Annotated in this window: 21 protein-coding genes, 3 rRNA genes and 2 pseudogenes; 18 read left to right on the forward strand and 8 right to left on the reverse strand. The window is 61.5% G+C overall.

Annotation, left to right across the window (positions count from 1 at the left end):
• Nucleotides 1-78 precede the first annotated feature (78 nt).
• The 3 genes and pseudogenes from LIW51_RS22370 (at nucleotide 79) to LIW51_RS39405 (ending at nucleotide 2,456) form a co-directional block, all read left to right on the forward strand.
• Nucleotides 79-504, forward strand: coding sequence for a CBS domain-containing protein (locus LIW51_RS22370; RefSeq protein WP_227377296.1), 426 nt, complete (start codon nucleotides 79-81; stop codon nucleotides 502-504).
• 475 nt (nucleotides 505-979) lie between these two features.
• Nucleotides 980-1,438 (forward strand): twin-arginine translocation signal domain-containing protein, encoded by a 459-nt coding sequence (locus LIW51_RS22375; protein WP_227377298.1) that lies wholly within the window; start codon nucleotides 980-982, stop codon nucleotides 1,436-1,438.
• Between the two features lie 242 nt (nucleotides 1,439-1,680).
• Nucleotides 1,681-2,456, forward strand: a pseudogene (locus tag LIW51_RS39405) (NAD(P)H-hydrate dehydratase).
• A 90-nt stretch (nucleotides 2,457-2,546) separates the two neighbouring features.
• Here LIW51_RS39405 and LIW51_RS22385 read toward each other — a convergent pair.
• Entirely contained in the window at nucleotides 2,547-3,104 is a 558-nt protein-coding gene (locus tag LIW51_RS22385; protein WP_227377300.1) for a GNAT family N-acetyltransferase, read from the reverse strand.
• 291 nt (nucleotides 3,105-3,395) lie between these two features.
• On the opposite strand from LIW51_RS22385, the gene LIW51_RS22390 reads away from it, so the two are divergent.
• Nucleotides 3,396-3,584 carry a hypothetical protein gene (locus LIW51_RS22390; protein WP_227377302.1) on the forward strand — a complete coding sequence of 63 codons (189 nt, stop codon included), beginning with the start codon at nucleotides 3,396-3,398 and terminating at the stop codon, nucleotides 3,582-3,584.
• A gap of 52 nt (nucleotides 3,585-3,636) precedes the next feature.
• Here LIW51_RS22390 and LIW51_RS22395 read toward each other — a convergent pair whose 3' ends face one another.
• Nucleotides 3,637-4,497, reverse strand: coding sequence for a hypothetical protein (locus LIW51_RS22395; RefSeq protein ID WP_227377303.1), 861 nt, complete (start codon nucleotides 4,495-4,497; stop codon nucleotides 3,637-3,639).
• Nucleotides 4,498-4,624: 127 nt separating this feature from the next.
• Between LIW51_RS22395 and LIW51_RS22400 the strand changes: the two genes are divergently transcribed.
• From LIW51_RS22400 to LIW51_RS22425, 6 genes and pseudogenes are all read left to right on the forward strand, one after another.
• Nucleotides 4,625-5,815: a sialidase family protein gene (locus LIW51_RS22400; RefSeq protein WP_227377304.1), complete on the forward strand. Its 1,191-nt coding sequence runs from the start codon at nucleotides 4,625-4,627 to the stop codon at nucleotides 5,813-5,815.
• Complete coding sequence (locus LIW51_RS22405) at nucleotides 5,808-6,608, forward strand: outer membrane protein assembly factor BamB family protein (protein ID WP_227377305.1); 801 nt, start codon at nucleotides 5,808-5,810, stop codon at nucleotides 6,606-6,608. Before LIW51_RS22400 ends, LIW51_RS22405 begins: the two co-directional genes overlap by 8 nt.
• Nucleotides 6,605-7,378: a hypothetical protein gene (locus LIW51_RS22410; RefSeq protein ID WP_227377306.1), complete on the forward strand. Its 774-nt coding sequence runs from the start codon at nucleotides 6,605-6,607 to the stop codon at nucleotides 7,376-7,378. Before LIW51_RS22405 ends, LIW51_RS22410 begins: the two co-directional genes overlap by 4 nt.
• A 37-nt stretch (nucleotides 7,379-7,415) precedes the next feature.
• A pseudogene (locus LIW51_RS22415) lies at nucleotides 7,416-7,520 on the forward strand (SDR family oxidoreductase); the annotation flags it as partial.
• A gap of 162 nt (nucleotides 7,521-7,682) precedes the next feature.
• Nucleotides 7,683-9,122 (forward strand): sulfatase-like hydrolase/transferase, encoded by a 1,440-nt coding sequence (locus LIW51_RS22420; protein ID WP_227377307.1) that lies wholly within the window; start codon nucleotides 7,683-7,685, stop codon nucleotides 9,120-9,122.
• 121 nt (nucleotides 9,123-9,243) lie between these two features.
• Nucleotides 9,244-10,773 (forward strand): oligosaccharide flippase family protein, encoded by a 1,530-nt coding sequence (locus LIW51_RS22425; RefSeq protein WP_227377308.1) that lies wholly within the window; start codon nucleotides 9,244-9,246, stop codon nucleotides 10,771-10,773.
• A gap of 60 nt (nucleotides 10,774-10,833) precedes the next feature.
• Here the strand turns inward: LIW51_RS22425 and LIW51_RS22430 are convergent, their stop codons facing one another.
• From LIW51_RS22430 to LIW51_RS22445, 4 genes are all read right to left on the reverse strand, one after another.
• Nucleotides 10,834-11,040, reverse strand: a complete 207-nt coding sequence (locus LIW51_RS22430; protein ID WP_227377309.1) for a DUF7563 family protein — start codon at nucleotides 11,038-11,040, stop codon at nucleotides 10,834-10,836.
• Nucleotides 11,041-11,045: 5 nt separating this feature from the next.
• Complete coding sequence (locus LIW51_RS22435; protein ID WP_227377310.1) at nucleotides 11,046-11,252, reverse strand: DUF7835 family putative zinc beta-ribbon protein; 207 nt, start codon at nucleotides 11,250-11,252, stop codon at nucleotides 11,046-11,048.
• Nucleotides 11,249-11,524 (reverse strand): hypothetical protein, encoded by a 276-nt coding sequence (locus tag LIW51_RS22440; RefSeq protein ID WP_227377311.1) that lies wholly within the window; start codon nucleotides 11,522-11,524, stop codon nucleotides 11,249-11,251. Before LIW51_RS22440 ends, LIW51_RS22435 begins: the two co-directional genes overlap by 4 nt.
• A gap of 95 nt (nucleotides 11,525-11,619) precedes the next feature.
• Nucleotides 11,620-11,778 carry a hypothetical protein gene (locus LIW51_RS22445; protein WP_227377312.1) on the reverse strand — a complete coding sequence of 53 codons (159 nt, stop codon included), beginning with the start codon at nucleotides 11,776-11,778 and terminating at the stop codon, nucleotides 11,620-11,622.
• 472 nt (nucleotides 11,779-12,250) lie between these two features.
• Here LIW51_RS22445 and LIW51_RS22450 point away from each other — a divergent pair.
• The 5 genes from LIW51_RS22450 (at nucleotide 12,251) to LIW51_RS22475 (ending at nucleotide 19,165) form a co-directional block, all read left to right on the forward strand.
• Nucleotides 12,251-13,721 (forward strand): 16S ribosomal RNA (locus tag LIW51_RS22450).
• A 428-nt stretch (nucleotides 13,722-14,149) separates the two neighbouring features.
• A 23S ribosomal RNA gene (locus tag LIW51_RS22455) occupies nucleotides 14,150-17,069 on the forward strand.
• Between the two features lie 130 nt (nucleotides 17,070-17,199).
• A 5S ribosomal RNA gene (gene rrf / locus LIW51_RS22460) occupies nucleotides 17,200-17,321 on the forward strand.
• The 16S, 23S and 5S rRNA genes sit together here, the layout of an rRNA operon.
• A 286-nt stretch (nucleotides 17,322-17,607) precedes the next feature.
• Entirely contained in the window at nucleotides 17,608-18,423 is an 816-nt protein-coding gene (locus tag LIW51_RS40485) for an outer membrane protein assembly factor BamB family protein (protein ID WP_255767527.1), read from the forward strand.
• 106 nt (nucleotides 18,424-18,529) lie between these two features.
• A complete protein-coding gene (locus LIW51_RS22475) occupies nucleotides 18,530-19,165 on the forward strand; it encodes a right-handed parallel beta-helix repeat-containing protein (protein WP_227377313.1) in 636 nt (211 codons plus the stop codon).
• A gap of 7 nt (nucleotides 19,166-19,172) precedes the next feature.
• On the opposite strand, the gene LIW51_RS22480 is transcribed toward LIW51_RS22475, so the two are convergent.
• Nucleotides 19,173-20,384 (reverse strand): glycoside hydrolase 5 family protein, encoded by a 1,212-nt coding sequence (locus LIW51_RS22480; RefSeq protein WP_227377314.1) that lies wholly within the window; start codon nucleotides 20,382-20,384, stop codon nucleotides 19,173-19,175.
• A 245-nt stretch (nucleotides 20,385-20,629) separates the two neighbouring features.
• Between LIW51_RS22480 and LIW51_RS22485 the strand changes: the two genes are divergently transcribed.
• The 3 genes from LIW51_RS22485 (at nucleotide 20,630) to LIW51_RS22495 (ending at nucleotide 22,141) form a co-directional block, all read left to right on the forward strand.
• Nucleotides 20,630-21,439, forward strand: a complete 810-nt coding sequence (locus LIW51_RS22485) for a spondin domain-containing protein (RefSeq protein WP_227377315.1) — start codon at nucleotides 20,630-20,632, stop codon at nucleotides 21,437-21,439.
• Between the two features lie 130 nt (nucleotides 21,440-21,569).
• Nucleotides 21,570-21,848 carry an ArsR/SmtB family transcription factor gene (locus LIW51_RS22490; RefSeq protein ID WP_227377316.1) on the forward strand — a complete coding sequence of 93 codons (279 nt, stop codon included), beginning with the start codon at nucleotides 21,570-21,572 and terminating at the stop codon, nucleotides 21,846-21,848.
• A 2-nt stretch (nucleotides 21,849-21,850) separates the two neighbouring features.
• Nucleotides 21,851-22,141 (forward strand): DUF8036 family membrane protein, encoded by a 291-nt coding sequence (locus LIW51_RS22495; protein WP_227377317.1) that lies wholly within the window; start codon nucleotides 21,851-21,853, stop codon nucleotides 22,139-22,141.
• Between the two features lie 609 nt (nucleotides 22,142-22,750).
• Here LIW51_RS22495 and LIW51_RS22500 read toward each other — a convergent pair.
• Complete coding sequence (locus LIW51_RS22500) at nucleotides 22,751-23,464, reverse strand: maleate cis-trans isomerase family protein (RefSeq protein WP_227377318.1); 714 nt, start codon at nucleotides 23,462-23,464, stop codon at nucleotides 22,751-22,753.
• Nucleotides 23,465-23,479: the final 15 nt, after the last annotated feature.

Genomic DNA, 23,479 nt, shown 5'->3' on the forward strand with positions numbered 1-23,479 from the left:
GTCCGTTTCTCCGGTACTTTTCCGTCGTCGGACGGCCAAACCATTGATTGATATCCAGCGTCCATATTCGACCGAACCATGCCCGTAGGTACCTTGGCTGTCGACGCAGTCACGGCGAGCAAAGATACCGCGGTCGAAGAACTGGCCGGCACGATGAAAAATGAGGGAGTCGGGGACGTCGTCATCGTCGAAGACGAGAAACCAGTCGGCATCGTGACCGACCGGGACATCGCCCTTGCGGTCGGGGACGGTTCGGACGTCTCGTCGCTGACGGCGAGCGACCTCATGACTGAAGACCCGCTGACCATCGAAGCGGACGCGGAAGCCGTCGAGTTACCGAAGACGATGGCAGACGGGAACGTGCGGCGCGTTCCGGTCGTGGACGGCGGCGGGAAGCTACAGGGAATCGCGACGTTGGACGACGTCGTTTCGACGGTCGGCGAGGAGATGGAGGATATATCGACCGTCATCGAAGCACAGTCGCCGGGCTACTCCGCCGACTGACGGTCACACGGGCGCACGGTGTCAGACGCAAAACCGAATCGACGCGTCGATCTTCTTTCGAACGAGCAACGTCGGTGGTGGATGCTCGTTTTCTGGCAATCGGCGGATGATTATCGCTCCCCCGACAGTGGCAAACCCGGGTCACGAGCTCGATACGTATCCGCTCTGCTCTCCCGTCGACGGCCACGTGACGTACTCCGTTCTGTCGGAAGAGACGTAATTTTGGGGTCGCGTCGTTGGGTTCACGGTCTCTATTCAGCACAGTTTCGCTCGTACTACACCTTGGCTGGTAGATTTCGGTGCGGGCGGGACAACGAGCATCCCTCTAGGAAGCGAATTCCACTGATGTAACCGCCGATACCGCGATAGTACCACCAATTACCGCTCTCGAAGCTTCGGTAGGATTTTCGTGAAAACGTGAACCATCTGCGGCCTTAATCGCGGAGTTCGGCATGGGTAGAAAGTGGGAGTAACAATGACAGAACGAGACCAACGAGACACGGAAGACGTTGAATCAGAAGAACGGCGGTCGTTCATGAAGAAGGGCGCGCTCGCGACGGGTGCGCTCGCGCTCGGGCTCGGAAGTGCGGGCAGTGCGTCGGCGCAGGGCCAGAACGTGCTGGTATACACGTACGACTACCACCCGAACGTGCAGTTCCGCGTCATCCAATCGCTGGAACAGTCGACGACCGTGCGACTCCTCGCGCGACCTGGTGGCGGCAACGTCCCCGAGATCAGCCAGCCGGACGACTACAACGCGTACATCGTCCGCTACCTGCTGGGCGGCGGTGGCGGGGGGCAGGGCCAGATTACGACGTTCGTCTTCGGCCGCGACCTCTCGCTGAACACGGGGTCCACCCGTCGGTTCTCGGGCGACGCGTCGGTATTCAGCAGCTCGCTCAATCTGCTCAGCACGAGCCTTCGGGGTGGGTAACGAGACGGCTCGCTGAATCTCGTGGTAATCCCTCTTCCTCATTCGATTCGTATCGTCGGCTGTGAGGGTTCCCACGACGGCGTCACTCGTACACTTGCCCGGTCGAGCAACGACACAAATTCGGTTTTCGAATCGGCGTTCGGCATGTACTCTGCACGTGGAAATGTCAGGGTTTGATGTTAAATTCGTGGTGCGAATCGGACAGTAGAATTAACCGGGTCACCCTCGAACGACGAACCACCATAGATCGTCTTCTGCGGACCCTACCGAACCATTTGGACGAAGCTGGCGGGCAAAGCGGAACGGTCGGCGTCATCGCTGGAAGCGTCGAGTTCACCGGCCAACCGGCGCTCACCGGGTTGGCCGCCCTCCGGACGGGGTCGGATCACGTCCGGGCGCTCGCGCCGACGGAGATTCACCCCATCGTCGCTAGCCACTCGCCGAACCTGCTCGTCGGTCGGTATCCCGGCGAAGGGTTCACCGAGGAAGCGGTCGACCGAGCGGTCGAACTCTGACAGTTGTCCGACGCACTCGTCGTCGGCCCCGGTCTCACTCGGTCGAACGGACTGCGGTTCGAGAGACACTCGCGAAGGTCGATCTGCCGGTCGTCGTCGATGCGGTCGCCATCGAACCGGCGCTGAGCGGTGATCTCTCGAACACGGTCTTCATACCCGACGATGCGGAGGAGGAGGCCATCGTCGAAGAGTACGGGTCGCTGGAGACGTTCTCCGAGTCGACGGGAGCTATCGTCGCGACGACCGGCGACGTCGATACCATCATCGTCGACGGAGACCGGACGACCAACGAGACCGGCACGCCGGCGCTGACAGTCGCCGGAACGGGGGACACGCTGACGGGGGTGGTCGCCGCCCTGCTCAGCCAAGGCCTGAACCGCGCCGAGTTCGGCCGCCTCGGCGCGTGGATCGTCGGGAAGGCGGGTGAACTCGCGATGGCCGAACGCGGTAATGGTCTCGTCGCCACCGACGTCATCGACCGAATCCCCGATACCATTCGCTGAATTCACGCTCTGCACTTGGACGAATCGGCTGTGAACGTCAAATCCGCGGTGCGAACCAAACGGTCACGAAGCGTCGACGGATTGCAAGAGTTACGCTCGGCCCCGTTCGCGCCACTCTCGACGGCGGAGTCCGTACTGGATCATGTCGCGGTACTCGCCGTCGATGAACCGATCCTTGCGGATGCGCCCTTCCTCCGCGAACCCGAGCGACTCCAGCAGCCCGCGGGATGCGTCGTTGAAGTCGAAGGCCTCCGCGCCCACGGCAGGATGGTCGTACACCCGGAAGACGTAATCGACGACGAGCGAGACGACCTCCGTGCCGTAGCCTTCCCCGTGAATCTTTGGGACGAGCCAGTAGCCGAGTTCCGGACGACGCCAGTCGGCGTCGTCCACGTACACCGCGCCGAGCCGCCTCACGTCTTCGTCGGGCCGGTCGGGAGCGGCGTCGTCTCCGTCGAGACAAACGAGAAACTGGTCACCGCTCCCATCCCCGGTCGGAACGTCGATCTGCTCCCGGTTCTGAAGTGGGTTGCCAATCGGATAGCGAATCTCGGGGTTGGCGAACGCGCGCTGGAGGAACGGGATCTCTTCGCGCTCGACCGTCCGGAGCGTGACTCGCTCGCCGCTCGAAATGCGTGCTCCCGGCACGAATCCGGAATCACCGTATCCGACCATAGACCTTGTGGAACGACTCGATCGAGGAAGGCCCGCCCACCGCGTGAGATGTAGACGTTCTTTCTTCACCGCTTGCGACTTCGACGAGACCTCATGATGGAACTCCGTCGGCGGCGTGGCCGTCTCGACGCCCTTTCGAGGGGGCTTCGATTTTCTCGCCACGGACGACGCACTCGCGGCAGCGCTCGGAAAAATCAGCACTCGACGGTGTCACAGAAAAACTAAAGTATGTGCCGTCATCACATAGTGCATATGGGAATCCTAATGGCGCTGCCCGGGGTGCTAGAGCTAGTTCGCTGGCTCAACGCGACGATTCCGTTCTTCACGGTGTTACCGGCGTTCGTCGGAATCGTCGTCCTCCTCCGATTTTTCGTTTCCGAGGTTCGTCTCGGGCGACCCACCCCGACCCACACCGAGGGAGAGTATCGGTTCGACCCGGACGACTTCGATTGACGGGACGGGGAACGGGACTCCGACGCGATGGAAGACCGCTCATAGCCGAGCGTCAATCGTCGTAGGAGCGAGTCGTCCACGCGAGATAGTACGCCTCCTCGAAGCGGAGGTAATCGCGGAAATCGTCCGCCGACGCCTCGAACCCCCGGACGAGGACGAGAAGTGAGTTGGAGTACGGTGGGGGTGATTCTCGGTGGGCTCCCTCGCGGGCCGCCGTTCGGAGGATGCTCCGTTGCTTTTCGGTCAGGTCTCTCGCGTCGTAATCGACGGCGACCAGCTCTCGGGCGGCGAACTCGGCGAATGCGAAACGATTTCGCGCGACCGATTCGAAGGTGAAGTCGTATCGGGGGAACGTGACGTTTCGCTCGGAGGCGACGAGACGGTAGTCCTCGTCGTTGTGACGGAGGTACTCGAAGGGTGGGTTCGGCCAGAACTTGCTCTCGGTTCTCGCGTGGACGACGCAAGGGGTCGGCCCTTTTCTGTCCGCGGACGCGATGGCGCACTTCAGCAATCGTTGGTCGTCGGGCGAGAGCCCCGAGAAATCGCCGCGCTCGCCGTTCGCGCTCGACACGGGTTCTGCGCGGAGTACCGGTCTGGTGACGGTTCTGGTACCGTTTTCGGTAGACGCGACCGAGTAGTACGTCCCGTTCACTCGCACGAACTCGCCGTCCACGAACGGTTCGTGCCTGTACGCCGTCGTCCCGTTCGGCACGCCCGAAGCGACGAGCCGCCGCTGCGTCGGCGTCCACTCGCCGTTCGTGTACAGAAATTCCGCTCCCAAGTTCGATGGTGCGACCGACTCGAAGTGAAACGCCAGTTCGCTATCGTCGTGGGTGTCCCAGAGGAGACAGCCACTCAAGGCCGTTCCGCTGCCGGCGGCGAGGGCGAGAAGTCGCCGTCTGGAGACGTTCATACTCGAATGTCGGATGTCAATAGTGAGTATTTTCTCTCCGGAATAACCTCTCGTCGCCGAAGGCACCCTCCGATCCGTTACCCTCGGGCGAAAGGTCATTTCCGTTTCGCGCGAGTACGACCTCTCGATGGAACACTCCGCTCGCCCCCGGCGCGGGTTCGTCGCATTCTACCGGCGCTACACGAAGACGTGGCTGCACGCGCTGGCGACGGCGGCGTTGACCGCGTTCGGGATGTTGACGTTCGTGCACAACGGATTCGCGGTCGTCGCGGTTGCCGTCTACGTCGTCCCGCCGATCGCGCTCTACTTCTCCGGAAGCGAGTTCGGCGGCGTCGATTCGGGCGGAACCGAATCCGGCGGAACTGACGCCGGCGTCAGTTCCGTCGACGAACCGGCGGCGGAGTCGGGCGAATCGCCCGCAGAACCGGACGAAGACTCGGCGAGTTGGACGGCGACCGACACCCCGACGGACGCGACGCTGTTCGACGCCGTCGTCACCGCCGACGGCGCGTACGCCGTCGGCCAAGATGGAATCGTTCTCGCGGACGCGCCCGAATGCGAGTGGCGCGTCGCACTTCCGGACGGGTCGAGCGCGGATGCGAACGACCTACGCGGTGCCGACGTGACGACCGACGGAAATGCCGTCTGGTTCGCCGGCGACGGCGGTGCGCTGGGTTGGCTGAACCCGGAGACGGGTCGGCACGTCGACCACTCCGCGCCGTCCGGCATCACCGACAACTGGGCCGATATCGCCGTCGCGGGGTCGGAGGGTGATGAGACGATACTCCTCGTCAACGGCTCCGGACAGGTCTTATGCGGTCGTCATCGGAACGGCGATATCGCGTGGGACGACCCCGTAAAACCCGGAAGTGGGTCGAGCCTCTGCGCCGCGACACTCGTCGATACGTCGGTCGGCTACCTCTGTGATACGAACAACTCCGCGTTCGAGACGGAAGACGGCGGCGAGTCGTTCCGACGGATCGGCGTCGAGAGCGCGGACGGAACATTCACCGACGTCGCCTCGACGTCGCGCGGCGACTGCGCCGTAACCGCCGACGACGGCGTCATCCACCGGTACGACGACGGAAACTGGACGCCGATTCGACTCGGTGACGAGGCGCTCCGGGCGCTCGCGCGGGAAGACGGTCGGACCGTCGCGTGCGGCGACGCCGGAATCATCTACCAGCGCGCGGGCGCGACCGCCGACTGGGAGCGTATCCCGACGCCCGCAAGCGGGCCGCTTCGAGGGGTCGCGGTCGGCGCTCGTCGGGCGGTCGCGGTCGGAGAAGGCGGTACGGTCGTCGTGCGCGGTGATTGAGTTCCGAGAAGTATTTACCACCGGCAGGGAAGAATCGGGGGAGATGGTTCCCGTCATCTCCCGCAGAACCGCCCTCTCCGGCCTCGGCGTCGCCGTCGTCGGCTCCTGTACCGCTCTCGCCGGCCGGTCGGGTATCGGCGTCGCGGACACCGACGAACGCGACGCCGGCCCCGACTGGCCGATGGCGCGCTACGACCCGGCCGGAACCGGCTACAATCCGGACACCGCCGGGCCGAAACGGTCCGTCCGAGTGAAGTGGCGACGCGAGCCAGAGCGGTTCTCGGGCGGCGTCGCCTCGCCGATCCTCCTCGGTGACACCCTCTACGCGACCGGCCAAGGACTGACCGCCCTCGACGCGGCGACGGGGTCCCCGTGTTTCTCCCACGAGGGGTCGTACCAGTCGAGTCCGGCGCGAGCAGATGCGAGAGCGTACGAGACGGACACGTTGGCCGTAACCGCCCCGACCGGCGTTTACGGTCTCAACGCGGGCGGCGGGCGTCGTCTCTTCGACTACGAGTTCGGCGTCGAGCGGTGGCACGGCCCGACCCGCGACCCGAGTTTCGATTTCTTCGGTTCTCCGGGCGCCGTTCCCCCCGTTACCGTCGGACGCACCGTCTATGCGGTCGTTCCCGGTACGGCTTCCGACACTGCTCACATCGTCGCGCTCGACGCGGCGACCGGGACGGTTCGGTGGCGGTTCGAAACGGGCCCGGCGTCTCTCCCCGCTATCGGTGACGGCGTGCTGTATGTCGTCTCCCACGGTCGCGTCATCGCGCTGGAGGAGAAACGATGAGCGACGACGCGCGGTTCCCGGCGTTCGACGCTCGTTCCGGTATGCATCGAACCACGACCGGGATTCTCCGCGAGGCGATCGATCGCCTCGGTCGCGACCCCGAACTCGTCGTGCCGTTCGCCGTGGCGGGCGTCGTCCTCAGCGTCGTCGGTCGGTTACGGCTCACCGACGCGGTTCCGACGCGAGTCTCCGACGGTCTCGGCGAGACGATGGTGAGAGTTCAGTTCTCCCTCTATCCGACCGGTTCGGAGACGACGGGGCTCCCGGTCGCGGCGCTCGTGAACCTGAAACTCCCATACTTCCTCTGGGCGGTCGGCCTCGAACTCGTCGTGTTCCTCGCGGTCGGTATAGCCGGGTGGTTCACGTTGGCGCGAGCGTTCGAGGCGGAACGGACGATGGAGCGATTGCTCACGTATCTGGGATTCGTGGCCGTCGTGCAGGCGGCTTTTCGCCTCCTCGGCGCGGTCGACGGCCTCGGGTTCGTCACCCTCGTCGGCCTCCTCGCGACGTTCGTTCGGTTGTTCGTCGCTCCGGCGCTCGTCGTCGCCGGTGCGGATATTCGAACCGCGGTCGGTCGGAGTTCGCGACTCACCGCGGGTGAGGGCGTCACGGTGTTCGGTCTCGTCCTCGCCGTCGGCCTCTCGGCATGGATTCTCGGGAGTATTCCCGTCGTCGGAGCGTTCGTGAGTTCCGCGGTCGTCGCTCCCATCCACGCGGTTTCCATCGTCGTCTTCCTTGACTCGTTCGACCGACTCGAACGGTCGGCGTGACCGCGGACGATTCGAGAGCGCCGCAGAAACACTGACGCCGGACGACGTCGCGGAGGCCGCGTTGTTCCTGGCGAGCGACCGCTCCAGCTACGTCACCGGCGAATCGCTCGTCGTGGACGGTGGGGTGGTGAACACCGCGTAGTTCACCGCCGCCGAACCATCGCCGAGTGCGATTCTTCCGGATTTCTTCGTGTGAGGGCGACGCCCGAGGGGGGCATGTTACCGCGCCGACGTTCAGCTAACGGTATCGATTCATAATTTTTGGCCGACACCGTTTTACCTTCCATCCACAATCAGGGTAGCAATGGCTCTCGCAGCAGACGATACCGACGAGACGGGGCGTCGTAACGTCCTCGTCGTGTGTCTCGATACGGTTCGTGCGGACTTCTTCTCCGACTACGCGAAACGACTCCAGCGGCTCGCGGATGTTTCGTTCACCCAGTGTCGCGCCGCCAGTTCGTGGACCGTCCCGAGCCACGCGAGCATGTTCACCGGGGAGTTACCCTCGAAACACGGCGTTCACACCCACAATCGGCGATTTGACACCATCGACCGGGAGGAGACGTTTCTCGACGACCTTGACGGCTACTCCACGTTCGGCGCGAGCGCGAACGCCTTCGTCAATCCGGATTACGGCTTCGACTCCTGGTTCGACGAGTTCTCCCCCGTCGAACCCAAACACCGCTATCCCGAAGCGACGAGCCTCCGGGAGGTGAGCCGGCGCGTCGACACGAGCGGTCCGGAGAAGTACGTCGAGTACCTGCGAGCGGCGCTGACGCATGAGTACCCCGTCCGGAGTCTGAAGAACACCACACTCGGCTACCTCCACGAGCTGACGAAAACCGGCCCGGTGCCGAAAGGCGTCGACGACGGGGCGTCGGCGGTGCTCCGCGCCGCGAAACGCCACATCGACGGAACCGACCGTCCGTACTTCGGCTTCTGCAACCTGATGGACGCGCACACCCCACTCCAGCCCTGTCTCGCGTTCGACTCCTCCCTCCAGCGCGTTCCGAACTCGTGGACGTCGAGCCGGTACGGCGTCTGGGAACTGATGGACGAATCGGGGCGGCACGACGACTACTGGCGCACCCGAAAGGAGGTGTACGGGGCGACCATCGAGTATCTCGACCGCGTCGTCGCGTCGTTCGTGACGGACGTGCTCGAACGGTCGGAGCGCGAGACGACGATAATCGTCACCTCCGACCACGGCGAGAACCACGCTGAGGAGGCGGACGACTTCGTGGCGAACCACAAGAGCAGCCTTTCGGAAGGCCTGCTCCACGTCCCGCTGTGTATCATCAACCCGCCGGAGGGCTACAACAGCCGCGAGACGGGCTACGTTTCGCAGCTCACGCTCGGCGATCTAGTCGTCGGGCTGGCGGACGGGCGAACGCCCGACGTGGAACGCGACCGGCTTCCAGCGGAACTCGTCGGGATGAGCGCGGGCCCGGAGCCGCCGTCCGACTACGAATACTGGGATCGAGCGATTCGGTGCGCGTACGACGGGACGACCAAAACCGTCTGGGACTCGCTCGGCACCCGCATCGAGTACGAACTCGACTCCGACCGCCCGTCGTGGCAGCGGCGGGTCGAGACGACCGAAGGGACGCCGGCCGTCGAATCGGCGTTCTTCGACGATCCGATAGCGGACGCGAAGGAGTCGGCGCGGGACACCTCCCCCAGCACCGCCGAGGAGATCGATTCGACGACGGAGTCGCGCTTGGAGGAACTGGGCTACCTGTGATCGACCGCTTCGCGCTTCGCGGAGGGCACTCGCCGTCTACTCCCGCGGCGCGAAAACGAAATCCGCGACGCGGAAACGGAAGAGATAATCCCCGGTAGTCCACAATCGTCTCCTCACGTCAATGGCTGACCAATCGTCAGATTCGTACTCGCCGCTCCGGTCGCTCTCTCGCGGCGCGTCGTTCTTCATGGCCGGAAAAGGTCTCGACAACGGCCTTCGATTCCTCATCACTCTCGTGTTGGCGCGCGGACTCGGAGGGGTGCTGTTCAGCGTCTACTCGTTCAGCTTCATCCTCCTACAGTTCGTGGAGGTGTTGACCAATCTTGGAACTGACCAATCGATCCTGAAGTTCGTTCCCCAGTACGAGGACGCCCCGAGAAAGCGACGCCGGATGCTCGGCCTCGCCTATCTCACCTCGCTGGTCGCGGGCGTCGTCGTCGCCGTGGTTCTCTACGTCGCCGCGCCGGTCGTGACGCAGTTCGCCGACGAGGCCTTCCGTCCCTATCTCACCGACGTCCTTCGAGTGCTGGCGTTCGTTCTTCCGTTGAACACGCTCACGAACTGCATCAAGAGCGTCTTCAAGGGCCTCGAACTGCCGGAATATCAGGTTTTTATCATGAACGTCCTGCTTCCGGTCACCCGTCTCGCCGCGGTCGGAATCGCGCTGTTGCTCGGATACCGAATCTTCGGCGTGATAGCCGCGACGGTCGTCGCTACCGTTTTCGTATTCGTCGCGGCCGTCTGGCTGGTGCTGACGAGAACCGACCTCCGACCGTCGTTCCGCGCGTCTCGGTCGGAGGTCGTCGAATTCTACGACTTCTCGCTTCCGCTGACGCTCAATCAGGCCGGGTACGTCCTCTCGAACCGCGTCGATATCCTAATGGTCGGCTTCTTGGGGGCGTACATCGCGAGTCCGGACGCCGCCGGTATCTACAGGAGCGCTACCGTGCTGGCCGGACTGCTCATCCTTCCGCTGAGCGCCTTCAGCCAACTGTTCCCGCCCATCGCCTCGCGCATGTACAACGACGGTCGGATGGGGGACCTCGAATCGCTCTACCGGCGGGTGACCCGATGGTCGTTCACGCTGGCGCTGTTTCCGGCGGTCGGTGCCATCGTCTACGCGAACGAACTGCTCACGCTCTTCGGGGACGGTTTTACCAAGGGACAGGCGGTGTTGCTGTTGTTTGTCGTCGCCCAACTCACGAACGCGAGCGTCGGTCCTAGCGGGTACGTGCTGATGATGACCGACCACCACTATCTGACGCTCGTCAACCAGTGGGTGTTGGGCGCGTTCAACGTCGCGCTCAACTATCTGTTCATCCAGCAGTTCGGCCTCATCGGGGCCGCGGTCGCCAGCGCCACGGTCATCGCGGCGGTCAACGTCCTGCGAATCGTCGAGGTGTGGTACACGGAGGGGTTGTTCCCCTACTCTAGAAAGTACGTCAAGCCGGTCTTCGCCGGTGTGGCGTCGGCGCTCGCCATGTATGGATGCAAGTATTTCCTCACCGGCCCCGTCTCCGGCGCGCTTGCCGCGCTCGTGCAGGGTGCGGTCGGAGGTGTCCTCGGCCTCGCCGCGTTCGCGGCGGTGTTGTACACGCTCGGAATCGAACGAGAGGATCAGGAGTTCTTCGCGGATTATCTCCCCAGTTGAGCACCGAAACAGTGGAAGTCGGGATGCCCCGACTTCCGAGCAGCTCACCTTTTGAGGGCGCTACTCGCGCCCGACGCGGGCCGCACCTCGGCGCACCGCCCGCTTTTCGAGGCAGGTGAAACAACCGTACACCTCGTCGACGTTGTTCCCGAACACGCGGGCGAACTGGGGCGTGACGAACGCACCGCACTTTTGACAGCGATTCTGCGACGGCGCGCTCGGTCGTCGAACGCGAACGCCGCTCCCGGCGGACGTGTCGTGTGCCATGAGTATCAGGCGTTGTTCATCCGGATGGCGGTCGTCTCCCCGCACCACTGGCAGGTGGTGACGCGATACGGTTCGCGCGAGAACTCGGCGTTGTCGCTCGCCTCGTTCTCTGTCAGGATCGAAATCTCGACCTGATGTGGAGTATCGGTTCCGCACTCGTCGCAGGTTTCGACGAAGTCGTCGAACCTGTCTCTCGGTTTCGTGGTTGTCATGGGTGGGACTGTTCGGTGTTGCACGGCGAAACTAACCGCGGGCGTTCGCGTCGCCGTCGGCGCTCGTGACGATGTTCGTTCCAAGCGAGTTCGTAGTCGAGCGATTCTCGGAGGTCGGCGTTGACCACGACGTCCGTCTCGTGTTGGGGGTTGCCGTAGAGCGCCTGTTCGGGTACTCTCGCGCGCGTCGAGTGCTGTGGCGGGCCGTACCGCGTCTCTTCGATGGGCTGCTCCGTCGTCACGTTTCCACCACGGCGCAGTGTGTTTGACATGGATGCCAACTCCGGTCGGTTCGTTCCGGCGGTCGAGGTCACTCGACCCACTCTATTCGACCGTTGCTACTCAAAAAGGAATTCTGACCAGATTCTCAAAACACCGGACGGCTCGACGTGCCGTCTCGCCGACGCCCGTCTTCGGTCGTCGTCGCCGGAGTCCGCCGAACCGGGGTACTATGATTCGCGTCCGTGGCGTCCGTCGTCTCTCTTTCGAACGCGAATCCTGCATCGCCGTCTCCACGGGCGTACACAGAAACCGTGAGAAACGAGCGGTTGACATCGAGTAACCGAGAATTGCGTCCGCATGCGGAAAATACTGTCAACTACAGCTACCGTCAATCGAGCGATACCGCGGTGTGGCTTGCCGAAACGTATCACAGCGGATCCGATTCGATGTACTTAAATTCAACCGGCCACTCGGATAGAATGTCGAAGTCGCCCGGTGTTTCGGTTCACCTCGATACAGGTGAATTCGAAGCCCTTATATGATGGCGACAACTTCGCAGTAATGTGAAGGACGGTGGCGGACATCTCCGTCACGGTCATCAGGAAATGAGGATTCCACCCCTGCGGTCAGCCGTACACGATGGGATCTGATGTTAGCCTTGGTAGTTCGGTGACACCTTGTCGGAATACCGATGCGGTGTCTCGAACTATGTGATATGTGATACACTCTCTTTGAGAGTGTCTCCGCCTACAATGCTGGACATTGCGTCCAGCGGCATTCTGGTTGATCCTGCCAGAGGCCATTGCTATTGGAGTTCGATTTAGCCATGCTAGTTGTACGAGTTCAGACTCGTAGCGGAAAGCTCAGTAACACGTGGCCAAACTACCCTATAGACCAACATAACCTCGGGAAACTGAGGCTAATACTGGATAAGGCTCTCACGTTGGAATACGGAGAGCTGGAAACGCTCCGGCGCTATAGGATGTGGCTGCGGCCGATTAGGTAGACGGTGGGGTAACGGCCCACCGTGCCGATAATCGGTACGGGTTGTGAGAGCAAGAGCCCGGAGACGGAATCTGAGACAAGATTCCGGGCCCTACGGGGCGCAGCAGGCGCGAAAACTTTACACTGCACGCCAGTGCGATAAGGGAACTCCAAGTGCGAGGGCATATAGTCCTCGCTTTTGTGTATCGTAAGGTGGTACACGAATAAGAGCTGGGCAAGACCGGTGCCAGCCGCCGCGGTAATACCGGCAGCTCAAGTGATGGCCGCTATTATTGGGCCTAAAGCGTCCGTAGCCTGCCAGACAGGTCCGTCGGGAAATCTGCTCGCTCAACGAGCAGGCGTCCGGCGGAAACCCGCTGGCTTGGGGCCGGAAGACCCAAGGGGTACGTCTGGGGTAGGAGTGAAATCCTGTAATCCTGGACGGACCACCGATCGCGAAAGCACCTTGGGAGAACGGACCCGACGGTGAGGGACGAAAGCTAGGGTCACGAACCGGATTAGATACCCGGGTAGTCCTAGCTGTAAACGATGCTCGCTAGGTGTGGCACAGGCTACGAGCCTGTGCTGTGCCACAGTGAAGACGGAAGCGAGCCGCCTGGGAAGTACGTCCGCAAGGATGAAACTTAAAGGAATTGGCGGGGGAGCACTACAACCGGAGGAGCCTGCGGTTTAATTGGACTCAACGCCGGACATCTCACCAGCACCGACAGTAGCAGTGACGGTCAGTTTGATGAGCTTACTAGAGCTACTGAGAGGAGGTGCATGGCCGCCGTCAGCTCGTACCGTGAGGCATCCTGTTAAGTCAGGCAACGAGCGAGATCCGCGTCCGTAATTGCCAGCAGCACCCTTGTGGTGGCTGGGTACATTACGGAGACTGCCGCTGCCAAAGCGGAGGAAGGAACGGGCAACGGTAGGTCAGCATGCCCCGAATGTGCTGGGCTACACGCGGGCTACAATGGCCGAGACAATGGGTTGCAACCCCGAAAGGGGGCGCTAATCTCGGAAACTCGGTCGTAGTTCGGATTGAGGGCTGAAACTCGCCCTCATGAAGCTGGATTCGGTAGTAATCGCGCTTCAGAAGAGCGCGGTGAATACGTCCCTGCTCCTTGCACACACCGCCCGTCAAATCACCCGAGTGAGGTCCGGATGAGGCCATCAGGCGATGGTCGAATCTGGGCTTCGCAAGGGGGATTAAGTCGTAACAAGGTAGCCGTAGGGGAATCTGCGGCTGGATCACCTCCTAACGATCGAGACCGGGCCGACGCGCCCGGCTCACCCTTCCCTGTCAGCAGCGTGCTGACGGGGTGGCATTTCACCTTCGAGGCATTCTCGTATTCCGACGAGGCACCTTAGAACTACCAAGGCTACTCTCCCCTTGACGAGGGAAGCCTTCGCTCAGTGGTGAGCATCTCCGTTTCGGAGAGTGCTCGGGTTCGAATCCCGAGGAAGGCCGTTCCGTCGGGTAGTTCGAATCGCTCCCCTTAAGTGTATGGGGCCGAAACGAACTATTCCGAAGAAAACCGATGCACCATCCCGCGAAAGCGCGGTTGGGAAGGGTTCGACGCACGCTCTTGGCGACCACCGGGACGTGCGATGACGACCGTGTGTACGTGCAATCCAGGCGTCCACTGGACTCACATCCGTGAGTCATACAGTGAATCCAATCCAATATTACGTGGCTACTGTGCCACTTGGTGGATAGCTCGGCTCGAGCGCCGACGACGGACGTGCCAAGCTGCGAAAAGCCTGAGGGAGCCGCACGGAGGCGAAGAACTCAGGATCTCCGAATGGGAATCCCCACCGCAATTGCTTCGCGCAATGGGGAACGCCGAGAACTGAAACATCTCAGTATCGGCAGGAAAAGAAAGCAAACGCGATGTCGCTAGTAACGGCGAGTGAACACGACACAGTCCAAACCGAAGCCCTCACGGGCAATGTGGTGTGCGGACTGACTCTCAGCATCGAAACGCCTCTCAGAAGTCTTCTGGAACGGAGCATGAAACAGGGTGACAATCCCGTATGAGAGACTACTACGTTGTGCGTCAGCTCCCGAGTAGCGGGGGTCGGAAATCCCTCGTGAATATCGCGGGCATTGACCGCGAAGACTAAACACGACTCGAGACCGATAGCGAACAAGTAGCGTGAGCGAACGCTGAAAAGCACCTCGAAAAGGGAGGTGAAATAGGGCTTGAAATCAAGTGGCGATGGAGCGACAGGGCATACAAGGCCCAGCAACAAACGACCCGGGTGCAAACCCGCAGTAGGACTTGCTGGGAGCCGGTGTTCTGTCGTACGTTTTGAAAAACGAGCCAGGGAGTGTATCTGATCGGCGAGCCTAACCCGAGCATCGGGGCAGGCACAGGGAAACCAATACGACCGCAGCGCTTTGCGCGAGGGTCACCGTCTTCAAGGGCGGGGAGTCGACCGGATACGACCCGAAACCGGGTGATCTACGCATGGGCAAGGCGAAGCGTGGCGAAAGCCACGTGGAGGCCTGCTAGAGTTGGTGTCCTACAATACCCTCTCGTGACCTATGTGTAGGGGTGAAAGGCCCATCGAACCCGGCAACAGCTGGTTCCAACCGAAACATGTCGAAGCATGACCTTCGCTGAGGCAGTTCGTGGGGTAGAGCGACCGATTGGAAGTCCCGCCTCCGAGAGGAGTCGGCCTTCCTGTCAAACTCCGAACCTACGGACGCCGTCGACGCGAGGAATCCGGTGCGCGGGGTAAGCCTGTGTACCGTGAGGGAGACAACCCAGAGCTGGGTTAAGGTCCCAAAGTGCGAGCTAAGTGCAATCGAAGGTGGTCGCAAGCCCTAAACAGCCGGGAGGTGAGCTTAGAAGCAGCTACCCTCTAAGAAAAGCGTAACAGCTTACCGGCCGAGGTTTGCGGCGCCGAAAATGATCGGGGCTCAAGCTCATCACCGAGACCTGGCGGCACTCATCATCGAGTGATCCAGTAGGTTGGCAATCTGTGCGGGTGGAAGTACGGGCGAGAGTTCGTATGGACCGCTCAGTTTAGAAAATCCTGGCCATAGTAGCAGCGTTAGTCGGGTGAGACCCTCGACGACCTTACGAGTAAGGGTTCCTCAGCAATGTTGATCAGCTGAGGGTTAGCCGATCCTAAGTCTCGTCGCAATTCGAGCGAGACAACAGGGAAACTGGTTAATATTCCAGTGCCATCGTGCACTCAAAGTCGACGCTTCAGGAAACATCGAGCCGGGCAGTCGCCCGGTCGAACCGTCCAAATCCGTGGAAGCCGTAATGGCAGGAAGCGGATGAACGGCGGGATAGCGCAAGTCGGTGGTACCCGGAGCCCGTGAAAAGACGAGCATGATGATCGTACCAAGATCCGACACAGGTACTCTGGCGGTGAAAGCCAAGGTCTGTCGGGAGCAACCGACGTTAGGGAATTCGGCAAATTAGTCCCGTAAGTTCGCGATAAGGGATGCCTGCCCTGTGGAAGGGCAGGTCGCAGTGACTCGGACGCTCCAACTGTCTAGTAACAACATAGGTGACCGCAAATCCGCAAGGACTCGTACGGTCACTGAATCCTGCCCAGTGCAGGTATCTGAACACCCAGTACAATGGGACGAAGGACCTGTTAACGGCGGGGGTAACTATGACCCTCTTAAGGTAGCGTAGTACCTTGCCGCTTCAGTAGCGGCTTGCATGAATGGATCAATGAGAGCGTCGCTGTCCCAACGTTGGGCCCGGTGAACTGTACGTTCCAGTGCGGAGTCTGGAGACCCCCAAGGGGAAGCGAAGACCCTATAGAGCTTTACTGCAGGCTGTCGCTGGGACGTGGTCGCTACTGTGCAGCATAGGTAGGAGCCGTCACCCAGGCACCCGCGCTAGCGGGCCGCCGAGGCATCCGTGAAATACTACCCGGTAGTGACTGCGACCCTCACTCCTGGCGGAGGACACCGGTAGCCAGGCAGTTTGACTGGGGCGGTACGCGCTCGAAAAGATATCGAGCGCGCCCCAAGATTTCCTCACCCGAGTCGGAGACTCGGAGAAGAGCGCAAGAGCACAAGGAAGTCTGACAGTGTCCTACATAACGAAGGACGCTGACGCGAAAGCGTGGTCTAGCGAACCAATCAGCCTGCTTGATGCGGGCGATTGATGACAGAAAAGCTACCTTAGGGATAACAGAGTCGTCACCGGCAAGAGCACATATCGACCCGGTGGCTTGCTACCTCGATGTCGGTTCCCTCCATCCTGCCCGTGCAGAAGCGGGCAAGGGTGAGGTTGTTCGCCTATTAAAGGAGGTCGTGAGCTGGGTTTAGACCGTCGTGAGACAGGTCGGCTGCTATCTATTGGGGGTGTTATGGTATCTGACGGGAACGTTCGTATAGTACGAGAGGAACTACGAATGGATGCCACTGGTGTACCAGTCGTCTGACAAGGCGCGTGCTGGGCAGCCACGCATCACGGGGTAAGAGCTGAACGCATCTAAGCTCGAAACCCACCTGGAAAAGAGATACCACCGAGACTACTCGTAGAAGACGAGTTCGATAGACTCGGGGTGTACGCACCGAGGCAACGAGGTGTTCAGCCCGCGAGTACTAACCGGTCAACGCCACACAATCATACCGCATTTGGAATCACTGTCGACTCCGACGGTGAGTCCAGGCGCAAACTGGATTGCACATACACATGGTCACACGAACCATCAACGATTGGTATCCGCGTCACGGTTCGATTCCGTGAGTTGACGTTAAGGCGGCCAGAGCGGCAGGGTCACACCCGTACCCATCCCGAACACGGTAGTTAAGCCTGCCTGCGTTTCGATCAGTACTGGAGTGCGCGAGCCTCTGGGAAATTCGATTCGCCGCCTCCATTCATACGACATCAACCCCACACAGAGCATGCTCTGTGTGGGGTTTTTCTATTTTTGTCGATAGCGACGCGAAAAGCGGTTTCCGCTATGTCCGTTCGGTATCAACACCGTTTCAAGCGGTCATTACCATGCATAGCGCGCATACTCACCGATTTTAGATACGAATACGCGACGCCCGGCGGGATGGAGAGAGCGCGACGCGCGGCCATCCGTTCGCCGAACGATTGGTACAGCGACCGTTTGGGTCTACGATTTATTTTTCACTGAATAAATTGATAGTCCAACCATGCGTGGCGAAAAATCGGCCGCCCGACGGTGGACGCGTCGCAGGGCGCTCGCAACGCTCGGTGCCATTGGCGCCTTCGCAGGATGCATTACGAGTTCGAGTCCGCGACGACCGGAACTGAAAATGAACGATTCGACCCCTGGAGCGCAGACCGTCGACTCGTGGCCGTGTTTCGGATGCGATGACCGAAACAGCGGAGCCGCCTCGACCGCTCGCGGCCCCGGTCGAACCGCCGATATCGAGTGGACGTTCGACGGTGGGACGCCGACGATGAACAGTTCGCCGGTCGTCGTGGAGAACGTCGTCTACGCCACACGGACGGGCGACCCAGGCGGTATCTGCGCTGTCGACGCGACCACCGGTGACCCGCTGTGGCGATTCGAAACAGAGGGGTACATCTCGTCGGCACCGGCAGTCTCCGACGGCGTTCTCTACGCCGGAATGTGGGGACGGACGTTCTACGCGGTCGACATCGCGGACGGAACGCAGCGCTGGAAGGTCGATGTCGGCCACCGGTTCGGGCGTAACCCGCGGTCGCCTGTAGGCGGTCGACGCGAAAACCGGTACGGAACGCTGGACGGCGGAGATCGAACCCGACACGCGCTCGTCACCGGCGGTCGCAGACGGCGTTGTCTACGTCGGCTGTGCGAACGGGGTTTCGGCGGTGACCGTCGACGGGGAGGGAGCGTGGCAATCGATTTCGAGGCCGACCGCGAGGACGGCCCGTACGTGGACTCCTCCCCGGCGGTCGCCGGCAGTCGCGTCTTCATCGGCGCGTCGGACGGGTGGCTCAGAGCCATCGGAAACCGAGCGTAAAACGCGAGCGGACGCCACTGCTCGCCGAACGGACTCGAAACCTCTTCGAGCCGACGGATTCCAGTCATCGACATTTATTAAGCACACGGCTTAATTGGGACTACGAATGGTCTCCATCGACGCGTCGTCTGCGGGGCGAAAGCTCATCATCGTCGCTCCGCTTCTCCTCCTCGTGGTACTGACTCTCGCCGTCGATATCGCCGATTTGCCGGGGAACGATCGTCCCGGCTCACAATCCGGCGAGGCGATCACCATCGAGAACTGTAGAGAAATAAACAATTCCGGGACGTACGTACTGACGAAGGATTTCGGCGGTGCGGCCGGATTAGCGTCCGGGTGTCTCGAAATCAACGCGAGCGACGTGACGATAAACGGCTCGGGACACAAGATTCAGGGCCGAGGAGTGACCGACACGACCGGCATTATCGTCGGAAGCGAGCGGAGCGTCTCCAACGTCACCATCCACTCCGTCAGGGTCGAGCGGTGGAACCGCGGCATCCACGTCACGAACGCATCTGACGTGACGATTCGGAAGGTCACCACGGTTCGGAGTACGGAAGGAATCACCGTCTGGAACGGCACGCGCGTCACAGTCGAGAACTCGTGGGTGACCAACAACCTGTTCGGCGTCGTCATCGACGAGGACAGCCAGGAGGTCACCTTCTCCTCGACGCACTTCCGAAACAACCGCGCCGCGAACACGACGCGAGGTCGCGGACAGTACCGGCAGAACGGAGGGTGATAGCGCCTCACTCGGGCTGCTCTTCGCCCGGTGCGACGTCCTCTTTCTTCTTGATGATCTTCGCCCAGTCGGGGTACTCCTTTCGTTCGGTGCCCTCGTACTCCGGGTCGCCGGACATGGATTTGATGCTACGCGCGTCGGCCAAACTCCAGACAGCTCCGTCCTCGTGGAAGAGACCGTTAAGGACGCCCTTCTCTCGCATGTAGAGCGAGAACGCCGGTTTGACCATGAGCGACCAGAAGAAGTTCCCGACGCCCGACTCCCGGATGGTCGGCGCGAGCGAGGCGTAGTTCGGAACCTCGAACTGTTCGGCCACGTCGGCGAAGAACTTCTGGCCGGGGCGGATTCGCTGCCACTCCGAGAGCCAGACCGGCGCGTCGAGCTTGGACGAGACGTGGTTCGCCTGCCGCAGCACGCGCTCGTAGAGACTCGGCGTCCGCGCGAAGTTGTAGTGGAACTGGAGGATATCCATCCCCCAGTCCAAGTAGTCGACGTTGTTCACCAAACTGGTCGAACCGACTGTGAGCGGAATCTCGCCGCGATACAGGGTGAAGGTTTTCGATAACTCCTTGAAGAACTGGAGGTCTTTGTTGTTCCAGCCCGGTTCGTTGGTCAACTCGATTGCCAGCAGTCGCTCGTCGTTGCGATACTTCTCCATGAACCAGACGATGAAGTCTCGCGGGTTGTCCCACAGATCGTCGTTCGCCATCGTCCTGGTCGACGGCGAGAACGCCTGCACCGCGGTCAGCGGGTCGTCGTTCATGAGGTTCTCGAACGTGGGTTCGCGCCCGACGCTGTCGAACAGTCCGAGCAACACTCGAATTCCGTTTCGCTCGGCCGTCGCCAGAAAGTGGTCGACCGCCTCCTCGTGTCGCTGCGGGTTCTGGAGCCAGTACTCGTAGCTCAGCCACGTTCGGATGGCGTTCAGGTCGACGCTCGCGGCGTACCCCATATCGCGCTCGATGATCGCCGGGTCGTAATCTCGCCACATCTGATAGCGGTTGAACGCCCGCGTCGGAATGTAGATCGCCCCGCGGACGTCGACCGGCGCGTCGGTATCGGGCGGTAAGTTGAGGTCGGTTCGACGCCGGTTCTCCGGCCGGTTTCTCCTGGAACCGCCCCCGACGACGCCGCTACTCTTCGATACGCTGGAAACCGCACCTACACCTGCTCCGGCACTCAACGCGAGAAATTTCCGTCGGCCAACTCGCCTGCTCATACTCCCTGTTCGCACTCGAACGGCAACAAAGTAACTTTACGGAATTTTACAGATCGTCCCCTATAAACGTCTCCGAGGGGACGCGGTTCACGTCGAACCGAGCACAGATTGCGTCCGCGGGAAGTCGGAAGCGTCTCGGAACCGTTTCGACCGAGATTTGGGTGAAACTCGTCCCGAATGTAGAAAAATCTACTTTTGACTCCCCGGGGCAGTACCGTTCGTGCGTTCCAACGCACGGAATTCGAATGACTGACCCCACTGACTCACGTCCCACGCCGAAGTCGAGCGACGGACCGATCCGGTTCGAAACGTCACGGCGAATGTTCCTCGCCGCCGCCGGGGTGACCACACTCGGCGTCGCGGGCATCGGAAACACCGCCGGATTCGGCCGGAACGAGATGCGGTCGTTCACCGTCCGACTTGAAAACGTCTCGACGGGTACGACGCTCACGACGAGCAAGAACGGAGAACTCGCGGAACAACCGGTTCCACTTTCGCCGGGCGCGTACGCCGTTCACCGGAACGACGAACCGATATTCACGTCCGGCGAACCGGAGCGAAACAACGGTCTCGAAGAAGTCGCGGAGGACGGTAACCCGGAACGACTCGCGTCCGCGCTCGCGGAGCGCGACTCGGTCGCGGCGAGCGGCGCGTTCACGACGCCGATGGGGAGCGACGAGCCGAGTCCGCTTCCGCCGAGAGAAGCGTACGAGTTCGAGGTAGAAACGCCGATGATGTCGAACGTCCGGCTCTCGCTCGTGACGATGTTCGTCCCGTCGAACGACCTGTTCTTCGCGCTCGGAGGCGCGTCCGGGATGCGGCTCTTCGACGGAAACGACCCGATATCGGGTGACGTTTCGAAGAGCGTCTCGCTCTGGGATGCAGGCACTGAGATCAACGAAGAGCCAGGAACCGGGCCGAATCAGGCCCAACGACAACGAGCGCCCGGCGTCGGCCTCGTCGAACGCGGAACCGTCGCGCCGATAGCCGACGTCAACGGATACGACTACCCCGACGCTTGCGACGTGTTGAAACTGACGATCCAGCCACAGTGACCGGCAGCGAGCGACGAACCCGTCATCCCGCCGACCGCATCGCTCTCGATTTTTATCGGGGTGACCAGCGACTTCTCCGCCTGCAAAAGCATTTATGCAAGCTTCGCACAGAGAAACGTAGGAACGTGCGATGGAGAAGGCGCTCTGGTATCTGCTCACGGCGACGCGCGGCGGTAAAAACCGCGTCCGGATCATCCGCGCCCTCTCCGAGAAACCGATGAACGCGAACCAACTCGCCGACGAACTGGAACTCGGCTACAAGACCGTCCGACACCATCTGGGGATGCTCGAAGACCACGGCGTCGTCGAATCGGGCGAGAACAAGTACGCGAAGCTATACTTCCTCACCGACCGGTTCGAATCGTCCCGCGAGACGTTCGAGACGATACTCGAGAAAACGAACCTGTAACCATGGCAACGACGATAGAAGCGGCGAGCGTTTTGACGGGCGTGAACGTCCTCTTTCTCCTCGCGCTGACTGGGGTTTGGATTCGGAACTACGCCCTGTTCAAATCCCGGTTGGTGTTGGGTCTCCTCGCGTTCGCGGTCGTCATGCTCGCCGAGAACGCGGTGGCGCTGTACTTCTTCCTGACGATGAAGGGGTTCTACGGGATGACGCCTCGCGTTCAGCAGGCCGTCCTCGTCCTTCGGACGCTGGAGTTCGTCGCGCTCGCCTTTCTCACCTACGTGACGATGAAATAGGCCGTTGGTAATCGGCGTCGATTCGCCACCCATCGGCGTCGAACGAGCGTTAGCACGGGCGTAACTCATTCATTCCGTTCATCGACGGCGGGAAGGCGAACCGCGGTCGTTCGTCGCTCAGCCCGGCGACGGTCGGCAATATGACGAGCTTAGCCCCCTGCTAACCTGAGTTCGACCGTTCACGGCGGAAAACGGTCGTCGGCTTTCATAAGTGCTGCTCCTCGATGCAAGAATGACCGCGCTTTGCGCGGTCGTTGGAGTATCCACCTATCTGCCACCATGAGACCCACGACTCACCTATTCAAGGAAGTGCTGACAGTCGTAACGATGTTCACGACTTTCGTGAACACTATCGCGGAGTTGGCGAACATCACCCGTATTCGAATCGTCGTCGTCGTCCTCCTGGCTTGCCTGCTCGGCGTGACCCTGTTGGTGAGGGAGTGATGTTCGCGGTCGGCTCGAAACCCTAGCGCCACCCCGAAATCGATCACCACCTCACCTTCGACTAGGGAGGTGTTTTCACAACATCGCACCGTTTCCGCAATTCTTTGCCGAGCGAAACCCGACGAGTGCGGACGAGGTGGCCATCGAACGGATTTATATCGTCTGCTACTCCCGATCGCCGAGCCGTCCTGGCACGTTCGCCGAGACGCCGAGTTGCCGAAGCGCGTCCCAGAGGGTCGCCTGATTGCTCGTCACGACGGGCACGTCGAAGTCGGCTTCGAGCGGTTCTATCGCGGGAAGAGTTCGGTAGTTCGTACACGAGACGAACGCGGCGTCCACCGCACCCGCCTTGGAGACCGTCCCCCGAACTTGTCGGTAGGCGTCCGCAGGCCGAAGCGACCCGATATCGGCGTTGGCCTCGATTCCGCGACCGTCCATCTCAACCACGTCGAAACCGGCGTCGTCAAGGTACGACGCTTCCCGGTCGTTCAACTCGTCGGTGTACGGCGTCACGACGGCGATTCGCTCGGCGTCGAGCACCCGGAGCGCGCGCTTGACCGACAGCGCCGTCGCCACCGCGGGAACGTTCGCCGCCTCGCCGAGCGTCGCTTCGAGGTCGCTATCGAAACCGGGGCCGTGGAGCAGACTTCCCGTCGTACACGCGTAGGCGACGACGTCGACGCCGGCGTGCGACAGTCGCTCCGCGCACTCGACGGCGTCGTCGGCCATCGCGTCCAGTTCCTCGACGGTGACGGCTTCGAGGGGCATCCGCGCCGAGTGGACGCTCGCGCCGTCGGAAACCGCGCGCCGAAACTCGCCTTCGACCGTCGTGTTCGAGGACGGGACGACTGCGCCGAGACGACCGCGCCAGCCGAACATCAGCGCCACCTCCCG

Source organism: Haladaptatus halobius (genome assembly GCF_020618475.1).
Lineage (GTDB): Archaea > Halobacteriota > Halobacteria > Halobacteriales > Haladaptataceae > Haladaptatus > Haladaptatus halobius.

Bases quoted from the DNA above. Each gene is read 5' to 3' on its own strand.
- LIW51_RS40485 (WP_255767527.1), top strand. From the start codon at position 17,608: ATGCGTGGCGAAAAATCGGCCGCCCGACGGTGGACGCGTCGCAGGGCG.
- LIW51_RS22485 (WP_227377315.1), top strand. From the start codon at position 20,630: ATGACTGACCCCACTGACTCACGTCCCACGCCGAAGTCGAGCGACGGA.
- LIW51_RS22410 (WP_227377306.1), top strand. From the start codon at position 6,605: ATGAGCGACGACGCGCGGTTCCCGGCGTTCGACGCTCGTTCCGGTATG.
- LIW51_RS22400 (WP_227377304.1), top strand. From the start codon at position 4,625: ATGGAACACTCCGCTCGCCCCCGGCGCGGGTTCGTCGCATTCTACCGG.
- LIW51_RS22475 (WP_227377313.1), top strand. From the start codon at position 18,530: ATGGTCTCCATCGACGCGTCGTCTGCGGGGCGAAAGCTCATCATCGTC.
- LIW51_RS22435 (WP_227377310.1), bottom strand. From the start codon at position 11,252: ATGACAACCACGAAACCGAGAGACAGGTTCGACGACTTCGTCGAAACC.
- LIW51_RS22395 (WP_227377303.1), bottom strand. From the start codon at position 4,497: ATGAACGTCTCCAGACGGCGACTTCTCGCCCTCGCCGCCGGCAGCGGA.
- LIW51_RS22495 (WP_227377317.1), top strand. From the start codon at position 21,851: ATGGCAACGACGATAGAAGCGGCGAGCGTTTTGACGGGCGTGAACGTC.
- LIW51_RS22390 (WP_227377302.1), top strand. From the start codon at position 3,396: ATGGCGCTGCCCGGGGTGCTAGAGCTAGTTCGCTGGCTCAACGCGACG.
- LIW51_RS22500 (WP_227377318.1), bottom strand. From the start codon at position 23,464: ATGTTCGGCTGGCGCGGTCGTCTCGGCGCAGTCGTCCCGTCCTCGAAC.
- LIW51_RS22480 (WP_227377314.1), bottom strand. From the start codon at position 20,384: ATGAGCAGGCGAGTTGGCCGACGGAAATTTCTCGCGTTGAGTGCCGGA.
- LIW51_RS22425 (WP_227377308.1), top strand. From the start codon at position 9,244: ATGGCTGACCAATCGTCAGATTCGTACTCGCCGCTCCGGTCGCTCTCT.
- LIW51_RS22375 (WP_227377298.1), top strand. From the start codon at position 980: ATGACAGAACGAGACCAACGAGACACGGAAGACGTTGAATCAGAAGAA.
- LIW51_RS22370 (WP_227377296.1), top strand. From the start codon at position 79: ATGCCCGTAGGTACCTTGGCTGTCGACGCAGTCACGGCGAGCAAAGAT.
- LIW51_RS22420 (WP_227377307.1), top strand. From the start codon at position 7,683: ATGGCTCTCGCAGCAGACGATACCGACGAGACGGGGCGTCGTAACGTC.
- LIW51_RS22430 (WP_227377309.1), bottom strand. From the start codon at position 11,040: ATGGCACACGACACGTCCGCCGGGAGCGGCGTTCGCGTTCGACGACCG.
- LIW51_RS22440 (WP_227377311.1), bottom strand. From the start codon at position 11,524: ATGTCAAACACACTGCGCCGTGGTGGAAACGTGACGACGGAGCAGCCC.
- LIW51_RS22490 (WP_227377316.1), top strand. From the start codon at position 21,570: ATGGAGAAGGCGCTCTGGTATCTGCTCACGGCGACGCGCGGCGGTAAA.